This window comes from Paracoccus sp. PAR01, from assembly GCF_014851995.1.
GTDB lineage: Bacteria > Pseudomonadota > Alphaproteobacteria > Rhodobacterales > Rhodobacteraceae > Paracoccus > Paracoccus litorisediminis.
In genome coordinates this window covers 508,076-533,188 of sequence record NZ_JACVAW010000001.1, presented here as the reverse complement: position 1 = coordinate 533,188, position 25,113 = coordinate 508,076, and the positions used below count along the sequence as shown (strand labels likewise).

General features: G+C 65.3%; 24 protein-coding genes. 13 read left to right on the top strand and 11 right to left on the bottom strand.

Going from position 1 to position 25,113, the window contains the following annotated elements; translation table 11 throughout:
• Positions 1 to 18 precede the first annotated feature (18 nt).
• The 7 genes from IB235_RS02725 (at position 19) to IB235_RS02695 (ending at position 8,201) form a co-directional block, all read left to right on the top strand.
• Positions 19 to 1,398 (top strand): FAD-binding oxidoreductase, encoded by a 1,380-nt coding sequence (locus IB235_RS02725; protein WP_192335396.1) that lies wholly within the window; start codon positions 19 to 21, stop codon positions 1,396 to 1,398.
• A gap of 112 nt (positions 1,399 to 1,510) precedes the next feature.
• Complete coding sequence (locus tag IB235_RS02720; RefSeq protein ID WP_155038071.1) at positions 1,511 to 2,299, top strand: GH25 family lysozyme; 789 nt, start codon at positions 1,511 to 1,513, stop codon at positions 2,297 to 2,299.
• Positions 2,266 to 2,931, top strand: a complete 666-nt coding sequence (locus tag IB235_RS02715) for a type II CAAX prenyl endopeptidase Rce1 family protein (RefSeq protein ID WP_192335394.1) — start codon at positions 2,266 to 2,268, stop codon at positions 2,929 to 2,931. Before IB235_RS02720 ends, IB235_RS02715 begins: the two co-directional genes overlap by 34 nt.
• Positions 2,932 to 2,991: 60 nt before the next feature.
• Positions 2,992 to 4,767: an aspartate--tRNA ligase gene (gene aspS, locus IB235_RS02710; protein ID WP_192335392.1), complete on the top strand. Its 1,776-nt coding sequence runs from the start codon at positions 2,992 to 2,994 to the stop codon at positions 4,765 to 4,767.
• Between the two features lie 158 nt (positions 4,768 to 4,925).
• Positions 4,926 to 6,293 carry a DUF1800 family protein gene (locus tag IB235_RS02705; protein ID WP_192335391.1) on the top strand — a complete coding sequence of 456 codons (1,368 nt, stop codon included), beginning with the start codon at positions 4,926 to 4,928 and terminating at the stop codon, positions 6,291 to 6,293.
• 8 nt (positions 6,294 to 6,301) lie between these two features.
• Positions 6,302 to 7,483 (top strand): DUF1501 domain-containing protein, encoded by a 1,182-nt coding sequence (locus IB235_RS02700; RefSeq protein ID WP_192335390.1) that lies wholly within the window; start codon positions 6,302 to 6,304, stop codon positions 7,481 to 7,483.
• Between the two features lie 22 nt (positions 7,484 to 7,505).
• On the top strand, positions 7,506 to 8,201 hold the full coding sequence (locus tag IB235_RS02695; protein ID WP_192335389.1) for a GNAT family N-acetyltransferase: 696 nt from the start codon (positions 7,506 to 7,508) through the stop codon (positions 8,199 to 8,201).
• Here IB235_RS02695 and IB235_RS02690 read toward each other — a convergent pair.
• Positions 8,189 to 8,920 carry a response regulator gene (locus IB235_RS02690; RefSeq protein WP_192335388.1) on the bottom strand — a complete coding sequence of 244 codons (732 nt, stop codon included), beginning with the start codon at positions 8,918 to 8,920 and terminating at the stop codon, positions 8,189 to 8,191. The genes IB235_RS02695 and IB235_RS02690 overlap by 13 nt on opposite strands.
• Positions 8,921 to 9,116: 196 nt before the next feature.
• Between IB235_RS02690 and IB235_RS02685 the strand changes: the two genes are divergently transcribed.
• Positions 9,117 to 9,377 carry a DUF1467 family protein gene (locus tag IB235_RS02685; protein ID WP_155038064.1) on the top strand — a complete coding sequence of 87 codons (261 nt, stop codon included), beginning with the start codon at positions 9,117 to 9,119 and terminating at the stop codon, positions 9,375 to 9,377.
• Here the strand turns inward: IB235_RS02685 and IB235_RS02680 are convergent.
• Both IB235_RS02680 and IB235_RS02675 read right to left on the bottom strand, forming a co-directional pair.
• Positions 9,374 to 10,057, bottom strand: coding sequence for an EI24 domain-containing protein (locus tag IB235_RS02680; protein ID WP_155038063.1), 684 nt, complete (start codon positions 10,055 to 10,057; stop codon positions 9,374 to 9,376). The genes IB235_RS02685 and IB235_RS02680 overlap by 4 nt on opposite strands.
• A complete protein-coding gene (locus tag IB235_RS02675; protein WP_192335387.1) occupies positions 10,057 to 10,623 on the bottom strand; it encodes a nitroreductase in 567 nt (188 codons plus the stop codon). The genes IB235_RS02680 and IB235_RS02675 overlap by 1 nt, the downstream gene beginning before the upstream one ends.
• A 122-nt stretch (positions 10,624 to 10,745) precedes the next feature.
• On the opposite strand from IB235_RS02675, the gene IB235_RS02670 reads away from it, so the two are divergent.
• Positions 10,746 to 10,994 carry a DUF167 domain-containing protein gene (locus IB235_RS02670; protein WP_192335909.1) on the top strand — a complete coding sequence of 83 codons (249 nt, stop codon included), beginning with the start codon at positions 10,746 to 10,748 and terminating at the stop codon, positions 10,992 to 10,994.
• Here IB235_RS02670 and IB235_RS02665 read toward each other — a convergent pair.
• On the bottom strand, positions 10,991 to 11,245 hold the full coding sequence (locus IB235_RS02665) for a hypothetical protein (protein ID WP_155038061.1): 255 nt from the start codon (positions 11,243 to 11,245) through the stop codon (positions 10,991 to 10,993). The two genes, IB235_RS02670 and IB235_RS02665, sit on opposite strands and share 4 nt — an antisense overlap.
• A 147-nt stretch (positions 11,246 to 11,392) precedes the next feature.
• On the opposite strand from IB235_RS02665, the gene IB235_RS02660 reads away from it, so the two are divergent.
• Positions 11,393 to 12,130, top strand: a complete 738-nt coding sequence (locus tag IB235_RS02660) for a M48 family metalloprotease (protein ID WP_192335386.1) — start codon at positions 11,393 to 11,395, stop codon at positions 12,128 to 12,130.
• 253 nt (positions 12,131 to 12,383) lie between these two features.
• Positions 12,384 to 12,713, top strand: a complete 330-nt coding sequence (locus tag IB235_RS02655) for a hypothetical protein (protein WP_192335384.1) — start codon at positions 12,384 to 12,386, stop codon at positions 12,711 to 12,713.
• A 3-nt stretch (positions 12,714 to 12,716) separates the two neighbouring features.
• On the opposite strand, the gene ilvN is transcribed toward IB235_RS02655, so the two are convergent.
• From ilvN to IB235_RS02640, 3 genes are all read right to left on the bottom strand, one after another.
• Entirely contained in the window at positions 12,717 to 13,277 is a 561-nt protein-coding gene (ilvN, locus tag IB235_RS02650; protein WP_155038058.1) for an acetolactate synthase small subunit, read from the bottom strand.
• A gap of 25 nt (positions 13,278 to 13,302) precedes the next feature.
• The gene (locus IB235_RS02645) at positions 13,303 to 15,060 is read right to left on the bottom strand and encodes an acetolactate synthase 3 large subunit (protein WP_192335382.1); all 1,758 of its coding nucleotides are present in this window, start codon (positions 15,058 to 15,060) and stop codon (positions 13,303 to 13,305) included.
• A gap of 160 nt (positions 15,061 to 15,220) precedes the next feature.
• Positions 15,221 to 16,054 (bottom strand): arginyltransferase, encoded by an 834-nt coding sequence (locus tag IB235_RS02640; protein WP_155038056.1) that lies wholly within the window; start codon positions 16,052 to 16,054, stop codon positions 15,221 to 15,223.
• 273 nt (positions 16,055 to 16,327) lie between these two features.
• Between IB235_RS02640 and IB235_RS02635 the strand changes: the two genes are divergently transcribed.
• Positions 16,328 to 19,141, top strand: coding sequence for a glutamine-synthetase adenylyltransferase (locus IB235_RS02635; RefSeq protein ID WP_192335380.1), 2,814 nt, complete (start codon positions 16,328 to 16,330; stop codon positions 19,139 to 19,141).
• Here the strand turns inward: IB235_RS02635 and IB235_RS02630 are convergent.
• Positions 19,138 to 21,174 (bottom strand): glycosyltransferase, encoded by a 2,037-nt coding sequence (locus IB235_RS02630; protein ID WP_192335378.1) that lies wholly within the window; start codon positions 21,172 to 21,174, stop codon positions 19,138 to 19,140. The genes IB235_RS02635 and IB235_RS02630 overlap by 4 nt on opposite strands.
• A 78-nt stretch (positions 21,175 to 21,252) precedes the next feature.
• Entirely contained in the window at positions 21,253 to 22,398 is a 1,146-nt protein-coding gene (gene carA / locus IB235_RS02625) for a glutamine-hydrolyzing carbamoyl-phosphate synthase small subunit (RefSeq protein ID WP_192335376.1), read from the bottom strand.
• 162 nt (positions 22,399 to 22,560) lie between these two features.
• On the opposite strand from carA, the gene IB235_RS02620 reads away from it, so the two are divergent.
• Positions 22,561 to 23,025, top strand: coding sequence for a GatB/YqeY domain-containing protein (locus IB235_RS02620; protein ID WP_155038052.1), 465 nt, complete (start codon positions 22,561 to 22,563; stop codon positions 23,023 to 23,025).
• A 184-nt stretch (positions 23,026 to 23,209) separates the two neighbouring features.
• Here the strand turns inward: IB235_RS02620 and IB235_RS02615 are convergent, their stop codons facing one another.
• On the bottom strand, positions 23,210 to 24,352 hold the full coding sequence (locus IB235_RS02615) for an alpha-D-ribose 1-methylphosphonate 5-triphosphate diphosphatase (protein ID WP_192335374.1): 1,143 nt from the start codon (positions 24,350 to 24,352) through the stop codon (positions 23,210 to 23,212).
• Positions 24,353 to 24,432: 80 nt separating this feature from the next.
• Complete coding sequence (locus tag IB235_RS02610) at positions 24,433 to 25,113, bottom strand: NAD-dependent deacylase (protein WP_155038050.1); 681 nt, start codon at positions 25,111 to 25,113, stop codon at positions 24,433 to 24,435.

Sequence of the window (25,113 nt, the reverse complement as noted above, 5' to 3'; positions counted from 1 at the left end):
GACCGTAGGAGGACACCCATGCAGATCGATATTCAGGCCGCCGAGTCACTGAGCCAGCTTCTGGGCGCGCGCTTTTCCCAATCGCAAGCCGACCGCGAGTTGCATGGCGCATCCGAGACGTTTCACCGCGCGCCGCCGCCCGATGCGGTGGTCTGGCCGATCTCGACCGAGGAAGTCTCGGCGATCATGCGCATCTGCCACGAACACCGCGTACCGGTGATCGGCTGGGGCACGGGCACCTCGCTTGAGGGGCATGCTTTGGCGACCCAAGGCGGCATCGTCATGGACCTGATGAAGATGGACCGCGTGCTGGAGGTGCGGGCGGGCGATCTGCAGGCCTCCGTTCAGCCCGGCGTCACCCGCGAGGCACTGAATACCGAATTGCGCGCGACCGGCCTGTTCTTCCCGGTCGATCCGGGCGCGAACGCGAGCCTTGGCGGCATGGCCGCGACGCGGGCCAGCGGCACGGCGGCGGTGCGCTACGGCACCATGCGCGACAACGTGCTGGCGCTGGAAGTGGTCCTGGCCGATGGCACGGTGATCCGCACCGGCACGCGGGCGGCGAAATCCAGTGCGGGCTATGACCTGACCGCGCTGTTCGTCGGCAGCGAGGGCACGCTTGGCATCATTACCGAACTGACCCTGCGCCTGCATGGCCAGCCCGAGGAGGTCGCGAGCGCCGTCTGCGCCTTTGCCACGCTGGAGGAAGCCGTCGAATGCGTGACCGCGACGATCCAGTCGGGCATCCCGATGGCGCGGATCGAGTTCGTCGATGGCGATGCGGCGCGGGCCTTCAACCAGTTTTCCGGCGGTCATCTGCGCGATCAGCCGCATCTGATGGTGGAATTCCACGGCTCGCCGGCCTCGGTGCAGGACGATGCCCGGAAATTTGGTGAGCTTGCCGCCGATTTCGGCGGGCAGGGTTTCGACTGGGCGACGACGCCCGAGGACCGCGCCGCCCTGTGGAAAATGCGCCACGGTGCCTATCGCGCCTGTCTTGCGCTGCGCCCCGGCGCGACGGCAGTAGTGACTGATGTCTGCGTGCCGATGTCCTATCTGGCCGAGGCCGTGGCCGCCGCCGCTGCCGACATCAAGGCCGAAGGTTTGATCGGTCCGATGGTCGGCCATGTCGGTGACGGCAATTTCCACTCGCAATTGCTGGTGATGCCGGGGGATGAGGCGGAACTGGCCGCCGCCAAGCGTGTCGCCACCCGCATGGCCGAACGCGCCATCGCGGTCGGCGGCACCATCACCGGCGAGCATGGCGTGGGCATCGGCAAGCGCCCCCTGATGCGCGCCCAGCATGGCGAGGCGATCGGGGCCATGGCCGCGATCAAGGCGGCGCTTGATCCGCTGAACATCATGAACCCCGGCAAGCTGATCCCTGATGCAAATTGACCTAAATTCAACCCTGACGTTTTCGTGACTGTCACGCCATCGTGACAGAAACCTGCACCTTTGCGATAAAGGCCCGAAGCGCCGGACACACGGGCATGGGCAAGGGGCAGTCATGAAACTTCTGGGCAGAATACTGGGCATCTTATTGGTCGTCTCATTGGCGGCCTGTGGCGGCGGTGGGCGGCGGGCGCCGCATGCCGTCGTCTCGGGCGCGGGGGCGGGGCCGCAATTCGGGGATTCCGCGCCGCATGCATGGGTCGGGGGCCATCCCTATGACCACATGGTGCATGGCATCGACATCTCGCGCTATCAGGGCGACATCAACTGGGCGGCGGTGCGCGGCTCGGGGATCAGCTTTGCCTTTATCAAGGCGACCGAGGGCGGCGACCATGCCGACCCGAATTTCCGCCGCTACTGGTATGAGGCCGGACAGGCCCGCATTCCGCGCGGCGCGTATCACTATTTCTACTTCTGCCGCTCTGGCGCGCAGCAGGCGGCGTGGTTCATCGCCAATGTCCCGCGCGAACGTGGCGCGATGCCGCCGGTCATCGATCTGGAATGGACGGCATCCAAGACCTGTCCGCGCCGTCCGCCAAGCGGCGAAGTGCTGCGCGAGGCCAAGATCTTCAAGGACATCCTGCATCGCCATTACGGGCAGCGGCCGATCATCTACACCACGGTCGATTTCTACCGCGACAACAACCTTGGCAGCTGGCCCGAGGAATTCTGGCTGCGCTCGGTCGCGGGCCATCCCCGCATCGTCTATCCCGGCCAGCGCTACAGCTTCTGGCAATATACCGGGACGGGCCGGGTGCCGGGCATCGGCGGCAATGTCGATTTGAACGTCTTTGACGGCAGCCCGGCGCAATGGCGCGTCTGGCTGGGCCGGAGGCTGCAATAAACCGCCGCCTGCTATGGCTTGAATTCGTGGCGCTCTATATCGGGGCGCCACTTGTCATTGCGCTGTTCATGCCCGGCCACATGCTGTTCGAGGCGCTGGGCGTCTTCTGCCTTGCGGGGCTGGCGCTGCTGTGGCGGACCGGGGGCTTTGACTGGCGCGGCCTGATCCGCGGCTGGTCGCGCCTGCCATGGGCCGAGATCGCCGGCATGGCGGTCGTGACCTTTGGCCTTGGCGTCGCTATCCTGTGGTTCTCGCGCCCCGGCGCGCTGTTCAACATGCTGCTGAACCGGCCCGGTTTCCTGCCGGTGGTCTGGGTCTTTTACCCGTTCCTGTCGGCACTGCCGCAAGAGCTGATCTTTCGTCCGCTGTTCTTTCACCGCTACGGCGCGCTGCTGCCGCATGGCCGGGGGGCGCTGGCGCTGAACGCGACGATCTTTTCATTCGCCCATCTGATGTACTGGTCGTGGATCGTCGCCATCCTGACCTTTGTCGGCGGCTGGTTCTTTGCCCGCGCCTATCTGCGCCACGGCTTTCCGGCGGCATGGTTGCTGCACGCGGTAGCCGGAAACGTGCTGTTCACGGTGGGAATGGGGGCCTATTTCTACTCGGGCAATGTCGTGCGACCCTTCTAGAACTTGACTTCCCCGGCCTGTCGCGCTTGATGCGTGCGCTGAAACCAAGGGGAAAACAAGATGAGCGTCTATCGCAGCCATACCTGCGGCGAGCTGACCGCCGCGAATGCCGGGTCCGAAATCCGTCTGTCCGGCTGGGTCCACAGGGTCCGGGATCACGGCGGCGTGCTGTTCATCGACCTGCGCGACCATTACGGCATCACTCAGGTCATCGCCGACAGCGACAGCCCGGCCTTTGCCGCGCTGGAAAAGCTGCGCGCCGAGACCGTGATCCGCATCGACGGCCGCGTGAAGCTGCGTGACGCCTCGCTGATCAACCCGAAGCTTCCCACCGGCGAAATCGAGGTCTATGCGACCGCGACCGAGGTGCTGGGCCCGTCCGACGACCTGCCGCTGCCGGTCTTTGGCGATCAGGACTACCCCGAGGAAACCCGTCTGGCGTACCGCTTCCTCGATCTGCGCCGCGACAGCCTGCACAACAACATCATGCTGCGCTCGAAGGTCATCCGCTCGATCCGCAACCGCATGTGGGATCAGGACTTCACCGAGTTCCAGACCCCGATCATCACCGCGTCCAGCCCCGAAGGCGCGCGCGACTTCCTCGTGCCGTCGCGCCTGCATCCGGGCAAGTTCTACGCGCTGCCGCAGGCCCCCCAGCAGTTCAAGCAGCTGATCATGGTCGCGGGTTTCGACAAGTACTTCCAGATCGCGCCCTGCTTCCGTGACGAAGACCCGCGCGCCGACCGCTCGCCGACGGATTTCTACCAGCTTGACCTTGAGATGTCCTTCATCGAGCAGGAGGATGTCTTCAACACCGTCCAGCCGGTCATTCAGGGCCTGTTCGAGGAATTCGGCAAGGGCCGCCCGGTCGATGCCGAATGGCCGCGCATTCCTTACGCGGAATCGCTGCTGAAATACGGCAGCGACAAGCCCGACCTGCGCAACCCGATCGAGATGCAGATCGTGTCCGAGCATTTCCGCGATTCCGGCTTCGCGATCTTTGCGAAACTGCTGGAGCAGGACGGGACCGAGGTTCGCGCCATTCCCGCGCCGACCGGCGGTAGCCGCAAATTCGCCGACCGCATGAACGCGTTTGCCCAGCAACAGGGCCTGCCGGGCATGGGCTATATCTTCTGGCGCAAGGCCGAGGATGGCTCGACCGAGGCTGCCGGTCCCATCGCCAAGGCGCTGGGTGCGGAAAAGACCGAAGCGATCCGTGTGCAGCTGGGCCTGGGCGAGGGCGACGCCGCCTTCTTCCTGGGCGGCAAGCCCGAGAACTTCGAGGCGGTCGCCGGTCGTGCCCGCAACGAGATCGGTCGCGAGCTGGGCCTGACGCAGGAAAACCAGTTCAAATTCGCCTGGATCGTCGATTTCCCGATGTATGAGAAATCCGACGACGGCAAGATCGACTTCAGCCACAACCCCTTCTCGATGCCGCAAGGCGGGATGGAGGCGCTGAATGGCGACCCGCTGCAGGTGCTGGGCTACCAGTATGACCTCGCCTGCAACGGTTATGAGCTGATCTCGGGCGCGATCCGCAACCACAAGCCGGAAATCATGTTCAAGGCCTTCGAGCTGGCCGGCTACGGCCATGACGAGGTCGAGAAGCGTTTCGGCGGCATGGTCAAGGCGTTCCGGTATGGCGCACCGCCCCACGGTGGCTGTGCGGCTGGCATCGACCGGATCGTGATGCTGCTGGCGGATGAACAGAACATCCGCGAGGTCATCATGTTCCCGATGAACCAGCGCGCCGAAGACCTGATGATGGGCGCGCCGTCCGAGCCCACCAACGAACAAATGCGCGAATTGCGCCTGCGCAGCCTGCCGAAAGAGTAAATTCCGGCAACTGCCTGAAAACCTGTCGAAAGCCTTCGGGCTTTCGGCGATTTCCCGCGCCATTGCGCCGGCCTGCCAAAAGCGTGAACTGACCTTTCCGCCCCACCGTGGCATAAGCTTGAGGGAATTGAGCTTATCTTGAAGTGACGGTCGCCCGCATGAATGTCGATTTTCCCCAGCTTGCAGCCATCCGGCTGGGCTTCGGCCTGTCACCGCTGATGCCGCCGCCACAGGATCCGGCCGAACTTTTGGCGGGTCTTGGTCTGGCCGCGCCTGAACCGGGTTCGATGACCAGCGAGCAGGCGCGCGAAATGACCAAGCTTCGCACTCGTCTGCGCAGGGCGAGGTATGATAGCGAAGCTGCTGAAAAGGAATACAGCGTCCAGAATAAGCTGATGGGCCGCCAACTGGCGCGCGACCTGCAGGGCCGCATCGCACGGGCCGTCGATGACCCTTTCGGCTTCGGTGAGCGATTGGTGCAGTTCTGGTCAGATCACTTCACTGCAGTGCCGACCGGTCTGGCCAATAACCCGCTTGGCTCTGCCTATGTCAACGAGGCGATCCGCCCGCATATCGGTGGCCGCTTCGAGGATATGTTCTTTGCCGCCGACACGCATCCGATGATGCTGGTCTACCTGAACCAGAATACCAGCCGCGGGCCGAATTCCATGGCGGCGCAGCGCCAGCCCGACAAGGCGCTTGGCCTGAATGAGAACCTTGCCCGCGAGGCGATGGAACTGCACTCGCTGGGCGTTGGTGCGCCCTATACGCAGGCCGATGTACGCCAGCTGGCCGAGTTGCTGACCGGCCTCAGCTACAACCTGCAGAAGGGCTTCGAATACCTGCCCCAGATCGCAGAGCCGGGCGCCGAGACGGTGTTGGGCGTCAGCTATGGCGGCGAGAATAAGGCGACCCTGCGCGACATTCGTCTGGCCTTGCGCGACATCGCTCGCCGCCCCGAGACGGCGCAGCATGTCTCGCGCAAGCTGGCGATACATTTCGTTTCGGACAGCCCCTCGGCCGATCTGGTCGATCAGATGGCCGCGAAATGGCGCGAGACCGACGGCCATCTGCCACAGGTTTACCGCGTCATGATGACCCATCCTGAACTGGAGGCCACCTTCCGCCAGAAGGTGCGACAGCCCTTCGACTATATGGTCGCCGCGCTGCGCGCGCTTGGCGTCACCGGCAAGCAGGTGATGGCGCTGGATTTTCCTCAGCTTCCAGCGATACTGTTCCAGCCGCTGGCCGGGATGGGGCAGCGCTGGATGCGTCCTGTCGGTCCCGATGGCTGGCCCGAGGCCCCCGAGGCCTGGATCGCGCCACAGTTGCTGGCGGCAAGGATCTCTTGGGCGCTGCAGACCCCGCGCAAATTCGTCAAGCCGCTGCCTGATCCGCGCGACATGCTGCAAACCGCACTTGGCGGCACGCAGTCGCCCGAGCTGGACTGGGCCGTGCCCAAGGCCGAGAACCGCGCCGAGGGCGTGGCGCTGATCCTCGCCTCCAGCGATTTCAACCGCCGATAGGAGCAACCATGACCCTTCTGAACCGGCGCCTGTTCCTGAAATCCGCGGCTCTGATCGGCTGTTCGGCGGCGGCGCATCCGCTGACCAGCACCATCACCTTTGCGGCGCTGCCAGCCGACAGCCGGCTGGTCGTCATCATCCTGCGCGGCGCCATGGACGGGCTGGACGCGATCCAGCCTTACGGCGACCCGATGTTGGCGAAATTGCGCAGCAAGATCTCGACCGGGCCGGACAATGGCGCGATGGATCTGGACGGGTTCTATGCGCTGCACCCGCGACTGGCCCCGCTGATGCCCTTGTGGCAAAAGGGCGAGCTGGCCTTTGCCCATGCCGTTTCGACGCCCTACCGCGACAAGCGCAGCCATTTCGACGGGCAGGACCTGCTTGAGGCCGGGTCGGGCAACGACCTGCCGATCGACTGGCGCGCGGGTGGCTGGCTGAACCGGCTGCTGCAGGCGATGCCAGGGGCGCGGGCCGAAACCGCCTATGCCGTCGGCGTCGAGCCGATGCGCATCCTCAGTGGCGAGGCCGCGCATCTGGGCTGGGCGCCGCGCGCCGCGCTGACCATGTCGCCGCAAGCGCAATCGCTGCTGGACCATGTCTATCATGAGGACGCGCTGTTTCGCGAATCGGCCCGCGATGCCTTCCGCATCGCGTCCGAGACCTCGCAATCCGAGATGGGCAAGGGACCGACAGCGGATGCAGCGGCTCTGGGGGCCTTTGCCGCCTCGCGGCTGAATGCGGAATCGCGGATCGCAGCGTTTTCGCTGGCAGGCTGGGACAGCCATGCCAACCAGACCGCGGTGCTGGGTCGGGCGCTGGACAATCTGGCGGCTGCCATCCTTGCGCTGCGCGACGGTCTGGGCGCGAACTGGGGCAGCACCACCGTGCTGGCCATGACCGAGTTCGGTCGCACCGTGCGCGAAAATGGCTCGGGCGGGACCGATCACGGCACCGGCGGTGCGCTGCTGATGGCGGGCGGTGCGATCAAGGGGCGGCGCGCTTATGGCGACTGGCCCGGACTGGGCGAGGGGCAGCTTTACGCCGATCGCGACCTGATGCCGACGCGCGACATCCGCGCTTATGCCGCTTGGGCGCTGCGCGGCCAGTTCGGTATCGAACAGGACATGCTGGAGCGGGTCATCTTTCCGGGCCTTGATCTTGGCCGCGATCCGGGGATTCTGGCCTGACCTCAAGCTGTCAGGAACTGGAATGACCGAGCGACCGACCGGCCCAATTGTTCAGGGTTTCACCACGCCACCCGCACCGGGCCCGGCCCTGCCGGGGCGCTATGTCACGCTGGAGCCGCTGGACCCCGCGCTTCATGCCGAGGACCTGTTCCTGGCCAATCAGGGGCAGGACTGGGTATGGGATTACCTGCCCTACGGCCCCTTCGCGGATCTGACCACCTATCGCGACTGGCAGGCCGAGGTTGCGGGCAAGCCTGATCCCTATTTCTTTGCCCTGCGCGATAACGCGACCGGCAAGATCGGCGGCGTCGCCTCGTACCTGCGCATCGACCGTGGCAATGGCGTGATCGAGATCGGGCATATCCAGATTGCCCCCGTCCTGCAGCGCAGCGCTGCCGCCAGCGAGGCGATCCTGCTGATGATCCGCTGGGCGTTCGAGGCGGGCTATCGCCGGGTCGAATGGAAATGCAATGCGCTGAACGCCCCCTCGATGGTCGCGGCAAGGCGCTACGGTTTCACCTATGAGGGCACGTTCCGCCAGCACCTGATCGTCAAGGGGCAGAACCGCGACAGTGCGTGGTTCTCGATCCTCGACCGGGAATGGCCGGCGCTGCGGGATGCCTATGATCAATGGCTGGCGCCCGAGAATTTCGCGCCGGATGGCGGCCAGATCACGCGGCTGTCGGAATTGACCGGGGCGGCGCTTCAGCAGCGCTGAACGGCGGTCAGGCGGTCCTGCACCATGCTGCTGATCCGGGCCATGTCCATTGCCAGTGCCGTGCCGCCGTCGCGATTGCGCGCCAGGGCCGTCGCCGCATCCTCAAGCGGCCGGTCATGGGCCGAGCGCGCCACCCCGGCCAGAAACCGGGCGATATATTCGATGGCGGCGATGTCATCGGCCAGATCCAGCACCTCGGCGACATGGGCCAGATCGTCGCGCAGCGCGGCCTGATCGGGAATGATCACGTCATCGGGGACGGCACGCAGCCCGGTGGGACGCGCCTCGGGTGGCAGGGCGGCAAGGATCGCGTGCTGGAACTGGCCAAGGCTTTCGATCGGCTTGGCCAGAAAGCCGTCCGCCCCGGCAGCCAGCGCCGCATCGCGGTTTTCGGGATTGCCGGAAATTCCAAGGATCACCGGCACGCGTGGCCAGGCCCGAGAAATGGTGCGGATCACCTCGGCCCCGTCGCCATCGGGCAGGCCCATGTCGATGATGATCGCGCCGGGTCGATAGGTCTGCAGATGCCGCAGCGCTGCGCGGATGGTATCGGCGCGGCGGATGCGCGCCCCGGATCGCAGGCACAACAGCCGCACCGCTTCGGACGCGAAACGGGAATCCTCGACCACCAGCACGGTCAGTCCGGCCAAGGGGCGCTGGGGCAGGGTGGCGCGCCACGCGGGATATTCGTCAAGATTCCTCGTCAGATCGTCTGTCATCATCAGAATCCTTCAAATGAATGGCTTCGTTGAATCAAATTCGCCCGATTCCCCTAAGAACCGGTTAACGGCGATATGTCTGAGGCCGATTCCGCTTTTCCGTGTGCGGTCCGCAGCCTAAAACTGCGGCAGCAGGACGGGAGGGGAAGATGCAGGCAGTCATTCACGGAACAGAACGCGAGCGGGGGCAGGCTCAATGAACCTGACCGGAGGCATCGTCCTTTATGCCGTGCTGTGGTTTCTGGTGCTGTTCGTGCTGCTGCCGATCGGCCAGCAAAGTCAGGCCGATGTCGGTCGGGTGACCCCCGGCACGCCCGCAGGCGCCCCGCATGAGCCGAAGCTGAAGAAGAAGATGATCTGGGCCACGTTGATCGCGGCCCTGATCTGGGCGGGGATTGCCTGGGTCATCCTTGGCGGCGTCATCACCCGTTCGGATATCGAGGGCTGGACCAGCTAGCGCCGCGTGCTGAGGTGATAAAGGTGGGTGAAGCCCGCCGCCGCCAGCACCGGGACCAGCACGTTCACGAAGGGGATCGTCACCAGCAGCGTCAGCAACACGCCCAGCGTGGTTGACTGGCGCAGCATCCGCTGGCGCAGCGCATTGGCTTGCGGGGCGTGCAGGTGGCGACGCGCCGCCATCTGAAAGAACTCGCGCCCCAGCAGCCAACCGTTCGCCAGATAGAACAGGATGCTGGCAAAGGGACCGATAAAGGGCGTCAGCACCAGCGTCAGCAAGGTGACCCCGATCACCGCGCCCATCACCGCCAGCGATTCCCACAGCCCGTCCATGAAATTGACGGGCAGGCCCTTGATGCCGGGGTAATGGGTTTCCTCGACCGCGTCGGCGACGCGCTCGGCGAACAGCCCGGCAAAGCCTGCGGTCACCGGGGCCATCAGAAAGATCGACATGATCGGGAACAGCAGCAGCGTGCCCCATGAAAGGGCTGGGCCAAGCGTGACTTCCCCGATCCAGGGCAGGCTGAGGGTCTCGGGTGCAAAGAGGCGAACCGCCCAGAAGGCGGCGGCCTGCAGCGCCACGAACAGGACCAGCGTCAGCGCAACGCCCAGCACCACGACGCCAAAGATGCGCGGGCGCAGCAGATCGCCCCATGCGCGGGTCAGGGCCGTCAGGACCATCACAGGAACACCGTCTTGGACGCGATGTCGGGGCGGGGACGATCCGGGGGCGGATTGCCGCGCTGACCGATATGGATCAGGCCGACGATACGCTCACCGGGGGCAATGCCCAGATGCGTTTGAGCAAATTCCGGTTGGGTCGCCGGGCCAGTCAGCCAGGCCGCGCCGTAGCCTGCCGCCAGTGCCGCGTTCAGCAGCTCAAGACAGACTGCGCCCGCAGACAGGAACTGTTCCCATTCCGGGATCTTGGGGCTGTCCACGGGGGTCGAGATCACGGCGACGATCACCGGCGAGGCAAAGGCCGAACGCGCCTTTTCCACCGCCGTCTCATCGCCGCCGTTTGCGGCCACGAAATCGGCCAGAACCGGGGCCAGTCGGTCCAGCGTCGCCCGCTCCAGCACGGCAAAGCGCCACGGCTCCAGCTTGCCATGATCGGGGACGCGCGCGGCCAGCTCCAGCAGGTCCATCAGTTCGGCGCGGGCGGGCGGCGGGCCGCTGAGCAGTTTCGGGGGATGCGAGCGGCGGTGGCGCAGGAAAGACAGCGTCGCGGGATCGGTATGTTGCAAGGCGGGCCTCGAAGGTCGTGGCACCTGACGGGCAGGCGCGGGTTTCCGGCGTGGTGACGCGCGGTGGCGGGATGGGCGCAGATGGCCATATAAGGCGGAAAATGACCAGAGCAACGGACGCCATGACCGACCTCAGCCACCTTGCCATCCCCGGTACCGAGATCGCGGTGCGGGTGACGCCCAAGGCCTCGCGCAATGCTGTGACCGTGGACGGCGACACCATCCGCGTCCATGTCACCACCGTCCCCGAGGACGGCAAGGCCAATGCCGCCGTGGTCAAGCTGTTGGCCAAGGCACTGGGCGTGGCCAAGTCGCGGCTGGTCCTGACGCGCGGGGCGACCTCGCGCGACAAGGTGTTCCGGGTCGATTAGCGCCGTTCCAGCCGGTAGTTGCCTTCGGGCAGGTTCAGGGCGGCGCGCAGCTCTTCGAGCTGCTCGATGGTGAAGACGATCTGGGCCAGCTCGCCGGTGTCGGGATCGTATTGCTCGACGATGATGCGGTCGTCGAAGCTTTGGATCACGACATCCTCGTTCAAGGGCCGTGCCCCCAGAGGCGAACCTTCGGGCAGCTCGTCGACAAGCGTGATGACCGTGGCGTCGAATTCATGTTCGATGGTGAACATTGCGGGCCTTTCTGGGCGGTTACACTGCAACATTCGCGTGAGTTTCGCGTCTCGGCAAGGGCGGGGGTTGGCGCGGATGCGCAAGGCCGGATAAGGTGGCGCGACGTGCGGACGGCTCCGCCGGAATAGAAGGCGGGAGACAGCGACATGAAGGCTTGGCAGGCAGCGGTGGTGTCGGCATTGGCATTGGCGGGTTGCGCCATCCAGCCGGTGTCGCAGCCCCAGGTCCAACCAGCGCCGCAGATCGCACCCTCGCCTGATCTGCCGATGGGCGCGCGCGCCTCGGCCCGGTCCTTTATCAGCGTGATCAACCGGATGGAGCCGGCGGTCGAACGCGAATGCGTGCAGCGCCGCACCCAGCCGATCAACTGCGATTTCCAGTTCGTCGTCGACGACCGCTCGGGGCTGGAGCCGAATGCCTTCCAGACCATCGACGACAAGGGCCGCCCGGTGATCGGCTTCACCCTGTCCCTGATCGGAGAGGCGCGCAATGCCGATGAGCTGGCTTTCGTCGTCGGCCATGAGGCCAGCCACCATATCCTTGGCCATATCGACCGCAAATCCACCGCTGCCAGCATGGGCGCGGTGATCCTGGGCGGGCTGGCCAGCGCCTATGGCGGCACCGATGAGGCGATCCAGAACGCCCAGCAGATGGGGGCGCAGTTCGGCGCGCGCTACTATTCCAAGGACTGGGAGCTGGAGGCCGACTATCTGGGCGCGATCATCACCTTGAACGCGGGATTTGACCCGGAACATGGCGCCCAGTTCTTTGCCCGCATCCCAGATCCGGGTGATCGAATTCTGGGCACCCATCCATCGAACGCTGCGCGGATGCAGCAGGTCAGCAGGGCTGTCGCAGATTATCGTGCTGGAAGGGTGCGATAATTTCTGACCCTGTGGCACAGATGCAGCAGATTCGAATCCGCTGATTGGTCTGTTAACCCATTTATATCCAAGAATTTTAGCAGATCCTTAACAATGGTTGAGGAAGCGCTGTGCAAGGGGTTCCACTTGCCTGAAAGCATCGGCAAGCCCTTGCCGATGGTTCTTCTTCCATAGGCGATAGTTCGCCAATACGTTCGCCTACAGATTGAGTCCGGGTCCCGCCATATGTCGGGGAATGCTTGGGGGGATTTTGATGATCGGTGTCGTTCTGTGGAGCGATCCGCCCAGAGAAAAGGCGATCATCTGGTGCGAGGATCACGCCGCGTTGGCCTATTTGCAGGGCCGCGACAACCTGCTGGCCGAGAAATGGCCCGAAGCAGGCGATCTTGTCGAACTTGACTGCGAGGATGTGGGCCAGCATCGCTTGGCGCGGCGGGTCAGTCTGCTGTCAGCGCCGGGAAAGTCGCAGCTGCCGGGCATCCTGCGCAAGATGGCCGACACATCGCCGCCGCCGCTGCGCGTGATCTCGAATGACGATTACGATGCCGCGCCGCGATCCTGCCGGATCGCGGCGGCGGGCTAGACTTCAGGCGCCGCGCGCCAGCGCAGCGACCCCGGTGCGGGCCAGATCCGACAGGCCCAGCGGGCGCATCAGTTCGGCAAAGGCGTCCAGTTTTTCGGGCGTGCCGGTCATCTCGAAGACAAAGCTTTCCAGCGTCGAGTCGACCACGTTGGCGCGGAAGATTTCCGCGATGCGCAGCGCCTCGACGCGCTTGTCACCCTTGCCCGAAACCTTGAACAGGCCCAGTTCGCGTTCCACGCTGGGTCCCTCGACGGTCAGGTCGTGGACCTCGTGGACCGGGATGATGCGGCCCAGCTGCGCCTTGATCTGCTCGATCACCGCGGGCGTGCCGCGGGTCACGATGGTGATGCGCGAGCGGTGGCCCAGATGGTCCACCTCGGCCACGGTCAGGCTGTCGATGTTGAATCCACGCCCCGAGAACAGGCCGATGACGCGGGCCAGCACGCCCGCCTCGTTATCGACCAGCACCGCAAGGGTGTGGCTTTCGATGGTCTGGGCGTTGGGGTCGCGCAGGTCATAAGCCGAATGGCTCGACGCGCCCTTTTCGATCTTCAGTGCCGCCATGTTCTTGTCTTCCCTGTAATGATGATCAGACCAGCGCCCCGCCGACGCCGGTAATGGCGTCTTCGGTCGAGGCTTCGCCCAGAATCATCTCATTATGCGGCTTGCCCGAGGGGATCATCGGGAAGCAGTTCTCGTGCTTCTCGACCATCACGTCGAGGATGAAGGGCCCGTCGTAATCCAGCATTTCCTGAATCGCGTCGTCCAGTTCCGCCGGATCGCTGACCAGACGGCCCTTGCAACCAAAGGCTTCGGCCAGCTTCACGAAATCGGGCAGGCTTTCCGACCAGCTTTGGCTGTAACGCTCTCCATGCAGCAATTGCTGCCACTGGCGAACCATGCCCAGCCGTTCATTGTTCAGGATGAACTGCTTGACCGGGGCGCGGAACTGCACGGCCGTGCCCATTTCCTGCATGTTCATCAGCCAGCTGGCTTCGCCCGCGACGTTGACGACCAGCGCCTCGGGATGGGCGACTTGCACGCCGATGGACGCAGGCAGGCCGTAACCCATCGTCCCCAGACCGCCCGAGGTCATCCAGCGGTTCGGGTCCTCGAAATGCAGGAACTGCGCGGCCCACATCTGGTGCTGGCCGACCTCGGTGGTGATGTAGCGATCCTTGCGATGCGCGGTCAGGCCCTGCAAACGCTCCAACGCGTGCTGCGGTTTGATGACCTTGTCCGAGTTGCGATAGGTCAGGCATTTCACCGCCTTCCACTGCTCGATCTGGGTCCACCATTTGCGGACGCCTTCGGCATTGGTCTTGCGGCCGCGGGCCTTCCAGATCTTCAGCATGTCTTCCAGCACATGGCCGACATCGCCGACGATCGGCAGGTCGACATGGATGACCTTGTTGATCGAGCTGGAATCGATGTCGATCTGCACCTTGACCGAGCCGGGGCTGAAATCCTTGACCCGACCGGTGATGCGGTCGTCGAAACGTGCGCCGACCGCGATCATCAGGTCGCAATCATGCATGGCCATGTTGGCTTCATACAGCCCGTGCATGCCCAGCATGCCGATCCAGTTCTTGCCCGAGGCCGGATAGGCGCCCAGCCCCATCAGGGTCGAGGTCAGCGGGAAACCGGTCGCATCAGCCAGTTCGCGCAGCAATTGCGCCGCAGCAGGCCCCGAGTTGATGACGCCGCCGCCGGTGTAGAGGATCGGGCGCTCGGCCTTTTCCATCAGCTCGACCAGACGGGTGATCGCCTCCAGATCGCCCTTTTTCGCGGGCTGGTAGCTGGGCGTGTCGATCTGCTTGGGGCCGACATATTCGCCGGTGGCGAATTGCACATCCTTGGGGATATCGACCAGAACCGGGCCCGGACGGCCCGAGGTCGCCACATGGAACGCCTTGTGGATGGTCGCGGACAGGTCGTCCGTTTCCTTGACCAGCCAGTTATGCTTGGTGCAGGGGCGGGTGATGCCGACGGTATCGGCCTCTTGGAAGCCATCCGTGCCGATCAGGAAGGTCGGGACCTGACCCGACAGCACGACCAGCGGAATCGAATCCAGCAGCGCATCGGTCAGGCCGGTGACCGCATTGGTCGCGCCCGGACCCGAGGTCACCAGAACGACGCCCGGCTTGCCGGTGGAACGCGCATAGCCCTCGGCCATGTGGACCGCACCCTGTTCGTGACGAACCAGGATGTGCTTGATATCATTCTGCTGAAAGATCTCGTCGTAGATGGGTAGTACCGCACCACCCGGATAGCCGAATACGGTGTCGACGCCCTGATCGCGCAGAGCTTCGATAACCATCCTTGCACCCGTCATGGTTCGGGACATGCCCATTCTCCTTATGTGTTCCTCGCGGGCGGCTCATTCGTGGTCCTCCGCCGTCGCGCCGCCGGAACCTATGGGGGCGGCACGGCAGGGTCAATGGGCCAAATCCAAGAAAATGACCGCAAATGGCTGCTAATTGTAATTTTATTGCCGAAATCAGCGCCTAGCGGGCGCGTTGCGGCAGATCGATCCGTGCGACCTGCTCGACAATCGGATCGACGGAAAGGGGATGGATGTCGGAACTGTGCTGCGCCGGATCGCCGATCGGCTGCCAGACTCCGCCCTTGTAGATCTCCAGCGCGGCGAAGCGGGCCTTGTAATCCATCTTGCGGCTGCCGGGGACCCAGTAGCCCAGATAGATGAAGGGCAGGCCCGCGCTGCGCGCCAGTTCTATATGATCGAGGATCACATAGGTGCCAAGGCTCGCCGCCTCATAGCGTGGATCGTAGAAGCTGTAGACAAGGCTCAGCCCGTCATCCAGCACATCCGTCAGGCAGACCGCGATCAGCGGATCGTCCTGCGAGGGGGCGCAGCCCGGCTGGGTCAGGCGGTATTCGATGACGCGCGTGCGGACCGGGGTTTCCTCGATCATCGCGGCGAATTCAAAGATATCCATATCGGCCATGCCGCCATCGGCATGGCGCTGGTCCAGATAGCGGCGGAACAGTTCATACTGTTCCTCGGTGGCCCAGGCGCTGGTGGCCATGCGGCGCAGGGATTCGTTGCGCTTCTGCACCCGGCGCTGGGTGCGCGAGGGCGAAAACTCGGAAATGCGGATGCGCGCCGACATGCAGGCCACGCAGCTTTCGCAGCTGGGGCGGTAAAGCACGTTCTGCGACCGCCGGAAGCCCTGCCGCGACAGCGCATTGTTCAGCTCATTGGCGGAATCCCCGGCCAGTGCCGTGAACAGCTTCCGCTCGGCCCGGCCATGCAGATAGGGGCAAGGTTGCGGAGCGGTGACATAGAACTGGGGGGCATGGGGCAGGGTGTGCCGCATCAGCCGTGCCCTGCCTTAGCCGGGCCGGGGCCGCGTGCGCGCCGGGGCAATTGCAACCTGATCAGATCTGCGCATCTCGACAAGGGACGGCCAACCAGCTTTTTCGGGTCAAGGAATGGCGGAAGCGTAGCAACAGATCCGCCCGAGTCCAAGCGCCGAAAAGGCCATCTGCGCCGATCCGCCGCGGCGGCCGTGACATTTTCGTGTCGAGGATCGGGCAACTGCCTGCGCCGGTGACATTGACCTTGGCTTGGCCCCGGATAGGGTCGGGCCATGACATTCCATGACCGCATCTCCCGCCTTCCGATTCCCCATGACCCCGCGCGGGGGCAGGTCGCTGTCGACCTGCTGGGGCCGCTTGATGACCGCCTTGCCGAGCTGATCCGCGGCGCGGCGGGGTGCAGCCCCTATCTGTCGGGGCTGATCCAGCTTGAGGCGGGGTGGCTGACGGCCATGCTGACCCAGCCGGATGCCGAGGGCGTGGATATTGTCCAACGCGAAACCGAAGGCTTCGACGCGCTGTCCGCCGAGGCGCTGGGACCGGCCTTGCGCCGTGCCAAACGGCGGGTGGCGCTGTGGACGGGGCTGGCCGACTTGGGCGGGGTCTGGTCGCTTGAGCAGGTGACCGGTGCGCTGACCCGGCTGGCCGACCGGGCCACCGATCTGGCGCTGCGCGTCCATGTCGCGCATGAGCAGGCGCGAGGCAAGCTGCCCGCGACCCAGAGCGATGCGGGCGGCATCACCGCGCTGGCCATGGGCAAGATGGGCGCGGGGGAGCTGAACTATTCCTCGGATATCGACCTGATCGTGCTTTACGACGACAGCGCCTATGCCCGCGACGACCAGTTCGAGGCCCGCGCCGCCCTGATCCGCGCCACCCGCAAGGCGGCGGCGACCATCTCGGACAATACCGATCAGGGCTATGTCTTCCGCACCGACCTGCGCCTGCGGCCCGATGCAGCGGTGACGCCGGTCTGCATGTCGGTCTCGGCGGCGCTGGCCTATTATGAGGCCGAGGGCCGCACATGGGAACGCGGCGCCTATATCAAGGCGCGGCCCTGTGGCGGCAATCTTGATGTGGGCGAACGCTTCCTGCGCGAATTGCGCCCCTTTGTCTGGCGCAGGCATCTGGATTTCGCGACCATTCAGGACACCGACGACATGCGCCGCCGCATCCGCGATCATAAGGGGTTGCATGGCCGCATCGGCGTGCCGGGCCACAATATGAAGCTGGGTCAGGGCGGCATCCGCGAGATCGAGTTCTTCACCCAGACCCGTCAATTGATCGCCGGAGGCCGCGACCCCGACCTGCGCGTGCGCGGCACCGTTGAAGGGCTGGCGCGGCTGGCCGATAAGGGCTGGATTCCGCCCGAAGTCGCCGCCGAACTGACCGATCATTACCGCGAACACCGCGAGATCGAGCATCGCATCCAGATGGTCAATGACGCCCAGACCCATCTGGTCCCGACCTCGCCCGAGGGCATTGCCACCATCGCCCAGATGATGGGCGAGGGCGACAGCGCGGTCTGGTCAGCACGTCTGACCGGGCGGCTGCAGCGGGTCGAGACGCTGACCGCCAGCTTCTTCACCCCCGCCGAGAAACGCGAACGGCCCCGGCTTTCGCCCGAGGCACAGGCCATGGTCGATGGCTGGCGCGCCTATCCGGCGCTGCGCACCGAACGTGCCCGGCAGGTCTTTGTGCGGATCGAGCCCGAGTTGCTGGCGCGACTGACCGGCAGCGATCACGGGCAGGATGCGCTGGCTCGTTTCGACGCCTTTCTGGCCGGGCTGCCCTCGGGCGTGCAGCTTTTCTCGTTGTTCGAGGCCAACCCCCAGCTGATCGACCTGATCGCCGATATCTGCGGCACCGCGCCGGGGTTGGCCGCCTATCTGGCCCGTCACCCCGAGGTGCTGGACGCGGTGCTGGGCGGCAGCTTCTTTGCCGAATGGCCCGGCGTTGCGGGTCTGCATCGTCAGATCGAAAGCGTGCTGGAACAGGGGCTTGCAGCGCGGGATGGCGGTTATGAGCGGGCGCTGGACGATGCGCGGCGTTGGGCGCATGAATGGCAGTTCCGCACCGGCGTCCATCACCTGCGCGCCCTGATCGGGGCCGAGGAGGCGGGCGGCCAATATGCCGATATCGCCGATGCGACGGTGGCCGCGCTGTTCCCCGTCGTCACCGCCGAGTTCGCCCGCCGCCATGGCCCGCCGCCCGGACGCGGCGCCGTGGTGCTGGGTATGGGCTCGCTGGGGGCACGGCAGTTGAACGCGGCCTCGGATCTGGACCTGATCGTGATCTATGACGCCGGTGGGCAGGACAGTTCGGACGGCCCGAAGCCGCTGGCGCCGCGCGCCTATTACGCGCGACTGACTCAGGCGATGATTACTGCTTTGTCCGCGCCGACCTCGGCCGGGCGCCTCTATGAGGTGGACATGCGGCTGCGCCCCTCGGGGCGGCAGGGGCCGGTCGCGACCTCGGTGCAAAGTTTCCGCGATTACCAGATGACCGAGGCCTGGACATGGGAGCATCTGGCCCTGACCCGAGCCCGCGTCATCGGGTCCTGCGGCCCGTCCGGCCACGATCTGGGCCATGAGGTCGAGGCGCTGCGGCAGGAAGTCCTGCATACGCAGGGCCAGAATCCGCGCGTCCTGCCCGATCTGGCAGAGATGCGGGCCCGGATCTTTGCCGCCAAGGCCCCGGATGGCGCATGGGAGGCCAAGATCGGTCGCGGTCGCTTGCAGGATATCGAGTTGCTGGCCCAGTCTTTCGCGCTGCGTGCGGGCATTCCTGCGCGGGCGGTGGCGGCGCAATTGCGGGCCGGTCCGCGCGCCGGTCTGATCGCGCGAGCCGATGCCGAGACGCTGGCCACGGCCCGGCGTTTCCTGTGGGCGCTGCAAGGTTCGGGGCGGCTGCTGACCGATCGACCGCTGGACATGGAGGCCTTGGGCGATGGCGGTCAGGCCTTCCTGCTGCGCGAGACCGGCATGGGAAGCCTTGCCGAGCTTTCGCAGCGGCTGGAAGAAACCGTTGACGCCGCAGGCGGGATCATCGACGCGGCGCTGTCCGAACAGCCCGCGACCGCCTAGCCGATCGATCCGATCAGCGGCACCTGCCGGGGGGCAGGTGCCGTCGCGTCTTGCTGCTGCGGCGGCGCGGCGGGTGCGTCATCAGGCACCGTATCGTATAGCCCGTGCTGGGTCTTGTCCCAGTAGAAGGGGCGGCGGACGACCTCGTAGATTGCCTTCCACGCGGCAAGGCAGCCCAGCGGAAAGTAAAGATGCATGGTCGGAACCCATGGCCACAGATGACGGTGGTCCGACCCACGTGTTGCCCAGGCGGCGACAGCCATGTTCAGCAGTTCCGAGGCCACGAACAGCCCGAACAGCGCCGGGACGGCATGCCCACCCAGCCTTCCTTCCAGCAAGTCACGCATCGGATGCGGCAGACCAAGGCTGAGCAGCCAGAAGCTCCACAGCACCGGCGCCAGCAGATATTGCGAGACCGAGGCCGCCAGCTGCACCTGCAACCCGATAAAGCGGCGCGGTCCCAGATCGCGCCACAGCGCCCGCGGGTCGCGCATATGCACGCCCCAGGTCATCGCGAAACCCTTGAGCCAGCGCGAGCGCTGCTTGACCCAAGGGATCAGGCGGCAATTGGCTTCTTCGTGGGTGACGGTGTCCAGCATCTCGGTCCGGTAGCCGTGGCGTGCCAGCCGCACGCCCAGATCGGCATCCTCCGTCACGTTCCAGGCGTCCCAGCCACCCGCATTCTCAAGTAGCTCACGACGGAAAAACAGTGTCGTGCCCCCCAGCGGCACCACCAGTCCCAGCGCCGCAGCACCCGCCAGAGTGCCCCGGAACCATGCCGCATATTCAATGGTAAAGGCGCGGGCGAGCCAGTTGGTCCGGGGGTTGTAGTAGTCCAGCACGCCTTGCAGGCAGGCCACGTCAGGGGCGGCGAAATGAAAACCGCGCGCGACCTTGTGCAGTTGATCGGGCTCGGGGCGGTCCTCGGCGTCCCAGACGCCAACGATCTGGCCGCGGCAGAAATTCAGCGCATAGTTCAGGGCACGGGGCTTGGTCTGCACCGGGCCATCGGGAACCTTGATGACCCGCATCCAGCGCGGCAGTGCGACGCCCTCAAGCGCCTCGCAGGTGACGCGGTCAGTTTCCTCGACCACGATCAGGATGTCCATCAACTCGCGCGGGTAGTCCAGCCGCGCCAGCCGTCCGATCAGGCGGTCGGCAATGTCGGCCTCGGCGAACAGGGGCACCATGACCGAAATCAGGGGCAGGGGGGCCTTCATTTCCGAAGGAATCGCCCGGCCCGAGGCGATGGCCAGTTCCAGCCCGCGCGCCTCGGCCCGATCGCGCAGGATGGCGTGGAAGGAGAGCGCTTTCAGCACCATCGAGGCCAGCAGCGTCAGCACCGCCCAGAAGGTCAGGACCGCGATGACCGCGATCGGCGCCAGCAGCAGGGCAGCGGCACCGGCCCCGCCGATCCCAAGGGCGATGCGGCCCACGCGGCGTTCGTCGCGAGTGCGGCAGCTGAGCCGCGCCGGGACGCGCAGTTCGGCATGGCGGATCAGCGCGATGCGCCGGGTCGACAGCAGCGCCTCGCGCACCGCGTTTTCCGAACACAGCAGCATGCGCAGATCGCCCAGCCCCTGCGGCAGGCGCGCGCGCAGGGCGTCGAACGCATCGGGGCGGGCGGTCGCGACAAAGGTGACGCCGCCGATCTGCCGCCAGGGCACGATCCCTTCGGCAAGGCAAAGCCCGGCCCCCACCATATCGATCAGGCGGGTATCGGGGGGCGTGGCGACAAGATCGATGGTGGTCGTGCGCCATTGTCGGCACAGCGCGCGGATCAGCGCGCGTTCGTCGACCCAGCCATTCGAGAGCAGGATTTCGCCCAGCCGGGCGCTTTGGCGCTGACGCATGACCAGCGCCCTGAGCAGGTTCGCGGGGTCGACCGCGTCATCCTCGATCAGGATCTGGCCCAAGGGGCGCAAGTCACGTGGCGGGACCAGCGACGGGGCGGAATCGAATGCGGCAATCGCGGGTGATTCCGCGATTGCCGAAAACTTCAGGTTGGTCGCAAGCGCAGAGTTGCCGGCCATGGGTGATTCCCGTCCTGTTCACCCCTCTTTGCAGCAAAGATGGTTAAGGACGGGTTAAGCATAAGTCCGGCAGTCGGATCAGCGGCGGGTGCGCATCGCCTCGGCAAAGCGGTCGAACAGATAGGCGCTGTCCTGCGGGCCGGGGCTGGCCTCGGGGTGATATTGCACCGAGAAGACCGGGCGATCAGTCATGCGCAAGCCGCAGTTCGAGCCGTCGAACAGGCTGACATGGGTCTCGATCACGCCTTCCGGCAGGGTCTGCGCGTCAACCGCGAAACCGTGGTTCATCGAGGTGATCTCGACCTTGCCGGTTTCGACGTCGCGCACCGGATGGTTCGCGCCGTGATGGCCGTGGCCCATCTTGACGGTCTTTGCACCCAGCGCCAGCGCCAGCATCTGGTGGCCAAGGCAGATGCCAAAGATCGGCAGGTCCTTTTTCAGCAGTTCCTGGATCATCGGCACGGCATAGGCGCCGGTCGCGGCCGGGTCACCCGGACCGTTCGACAGGAACACGCCCTCGGGGTCATGGGCCAGAACGTCCTCGGCGGTGGCGGTGGCGGGCAGAACCGTCACTTCGGCACCGCTTTGTGCCAGCGAGCGCAGGATGTTGCGTTTCGCGCCGTAATCCAGTGCGACGACGCGGAAGGGCTTCTGCTCTTCCGACTTGCCGAACTCGCCCGGCCAGGCCCACAGGCCCTCATCCCAGCGATAGCTTTGGGTGCAGCTGACTTCCTTGGCCAGATCCAGACCGACAAGGCCCTTCCAGTCGCGCGCCTTGGCGACCATCTTGGCGATGTCGAAGTTGCCCTCGGGGTCGTGGCTCAGCACGACATGCGGCGAGCCCTGCTGACGGATGGCGCGGGTCAGGCGGCGGGTATCGATGCCGCCGATGCCGATGCGGCCGCGCTTTTCCATCCACTCGACCAGATTGCTATTCGCGCGCCAGTTCGAGGGCTCGGTCGGGTCCCATTTCACCACGATGCCGGATGCAACCGGTTCAGGCGCTTCGTCGTCCTGCTCGGTCACGCCGGTGTTTCCGACATGCGGGAAGGTGAAGGTCACGATCTGGCTTGCATAGGAGGGATCGGTCATGATTTCCTGATAGCCGGTCATCGCGGTGTTGAAGACCAGCTCGGCAACCACTTCTCCGGTCGCGCCGAAGCCCTGTCCGTAGAAAACGGTTCCGTCGGCAAGCGCAAGACATGCAGTCGGTTTATGGGCCATCGTCATCTCTCCGGGTAAATCGGCGGGAACCTAGAGTTAGCGTCCCGTCGCGTCAAGGCAGGAAAGGCTCGTTTTGTCCGGGAACCGCGACAGCGCAGGGCGGGTTGACGCCGGACGCGAAGCCTAGGACAAGCGCCGGTCAATTCATTGAGCGAGGATCACATGGGATTGCGCGAACGTATCTCGGCAGACACCAAAGAGGCGATGAAGGCCAAGGAAACGGCCCGGCTGTCGACCCTGCGGCTGATCTCGGCCGCGATCAAGGACCGCGAAATCGCCGCGCGCGGTGAGGGCGGGGATGAAAACGGCCTGTCTGACGCCGATCTGACCGCCATCCTGTCCAAGATGGTCAAGCAGCGTCAGGAATCGGCGAAGGCCTACGAAGAGGGCGGTCGTCTGGAACTGGCCGAGCGCGAGCAGGACGAGATCAAGGTGATCCAGTCCTACCTGCCGCGCCAGCTGACGGATGAAGAGGCCCGCGCTGCTATCGACAAGGTCATCACCGATCTGGGCGCGGCCTCGATCCGCGACATGGGCCGGGTCATGGCCGAACTGCGTGCCCGCCATGCCGGGCAGATGGATTTCGGTGCCGTCGGCCCGATCATCAAGGACCGGCTGATGGCCTGACCTGCGGGTCGGCTGATTGCTGGGAAAATGCCGGGGGCGGGGTTTGGACCCCGCCCCCCTGTCGTCAGACCCCCTCAGATCTGCGACCGGCCGGGTGAATAATGTTCACCAGTTTGCGGCATGAGGGCTTTTTGCCCGGAAATGCGGGTGATTCCCTTGATTCAGATCAAATCCGGGCCGGTTTTCAGACGCGGCTGCCGCGCACCCATGTTTCACGTATGACAGGCCGGTCGGCGACCATGCGAAACCGCATCAGGTCAGCGCGCAGACCCGGCTGCAGCCTTCCGCGATCCGCCAGTCCGGCGGCAGTGGCGGGATTGGCGGTGACGGTGGCGATGGCGCGGGGCAGGTCGTTCCACAGATCGGCCAAGATCATTGCGCCGCCGATCAGCCCGGCGGGCACGTAATCCGACGACAGAATATCCAGATGCCCCGCGCGCGCCAGTTCGGCGGCCGAGACATTGCCTGAATGCGAGCCGCCCCGGATCAGGTTCGGCGCGCCCATCATCACCATGATCCCGTGATCGTGGCAGGCCGAGGCCGCCTCGGGCGTGGTCGGAAACTCGGCCAGCCGCACGCCGTAGCCTGCGGAACGGGCGACGTGTTCCGGGGTGGTGTCGTCATGGCTGGCCAGCACCGCGCCCAGACGGTGGGCGACCTCGACCGCCGCCGCCTCATGCGCGTCGCCGTAGCGGTCGCGCAGCGCCTTCATCCGCGAGACATGTTCGTCGAATGCGGCATCGTCCAGCTTGTACTTGCCCTGCACATATTGCGCGAGTTTCGAGAGGTCGCGGAACTGCCGCTGGCCGGGGGTGTGGTCCATCAGGCTGATGATGCCGACGCGGTCGTCCGGACCGAACTCGTCCATCTCTGCGATCAGGGTTTCGGAGCAGACTTCAGCCCGCAAATGCAACAGGTGACTGATCCGCAACGCGCCCTCGTTGCGCAGATCAATCAACTCATGTGCCAGTTCTCGCGCGTATTTTTCGTAGTCCTGATCCGGCCCATCGCTGACCACGGAACCCACGCGCATGGCGTCGAAAACGGTGGTGATGCCGCAACCGGCCAGTTCCGCGTCATGGGCGATGATCGCCGCCGCATGGGGCCAGTCCACGCCGGGGCGTGGGCGCATGTGGCGTTCCAGATTGTCGGTATGCAATTCGACCATGCCGGGGGCAAGGAAGTCGCCCGCCATGTCCAGCGCACCCTGAGGGACATCCGCACCGGCGCGGATATCGGCGATCGCCCCGTCCTCGATGACCAGCGATCCGGTCAGGACATTATCGGGCAGGATCAGGCGGGCATTGGCAAGAATGGTCTGGGGCATGGACGGCTTTCCGTTCGGGAAGGCAAGGGGTGGAGGATTGCGGCTGCCTCGTCAAGCACGGGCAGCGCCGCGCCGCAGGGTCAGGGGCAAAGTTCCGCCACCCATTCCGGCACCACCTGCGAGGCCGGGCCGGAGCGCTTTTCGTGGAAATCTCGGCCAATGACCGTGTTGGCCATATTCATCTCGATGGTGCGCACGCCGGCGCGGCGCGCATGCCGGGCCAGTCCCGCCGCCGGATAGACCTGTCCCGAGGTGCCGATGGCGGCAAAAAGCTGCGCTTGCTCGACGGCGTTGAAGATCCGCTCCAGATGATGGGGCACCTCTCCGAACCAGACGATATCGGGGCGGGTCTGCGGCTTGCCGCAATTCGGGCACAGGTCCAGCGAGCGCATGGCCAGCGGCGCGGGCCAGCGATGGCCGCATTCCGCGCAAAGCGCGCCCAGCAGGCTGCCATGCATGTGGATGACATCATCCGAGCCGCCGCGTTCATGCAGGTCGTCGACATTCTGGGTGATCAGGGTCAATTCGTGATGCTGGGCCAGCCGGGCCAGCGCCTTATGCGCGGCATTGGGCTGGGCGCGGGCGGCGTCGGCGCGGCGCATGTTGTAGAAACGATGGACCAGCACCGGGTCACGCATGAACCCCTCGACCGAGGCCACGTCTTCGATGCAATGATCCTCCCACAGACCATTGCTGGCGCGGAAGGTCCTGATTCCACTTTCCGCCGAGATACCGGCCCCGGTCAGGACAGCGATGCGCAT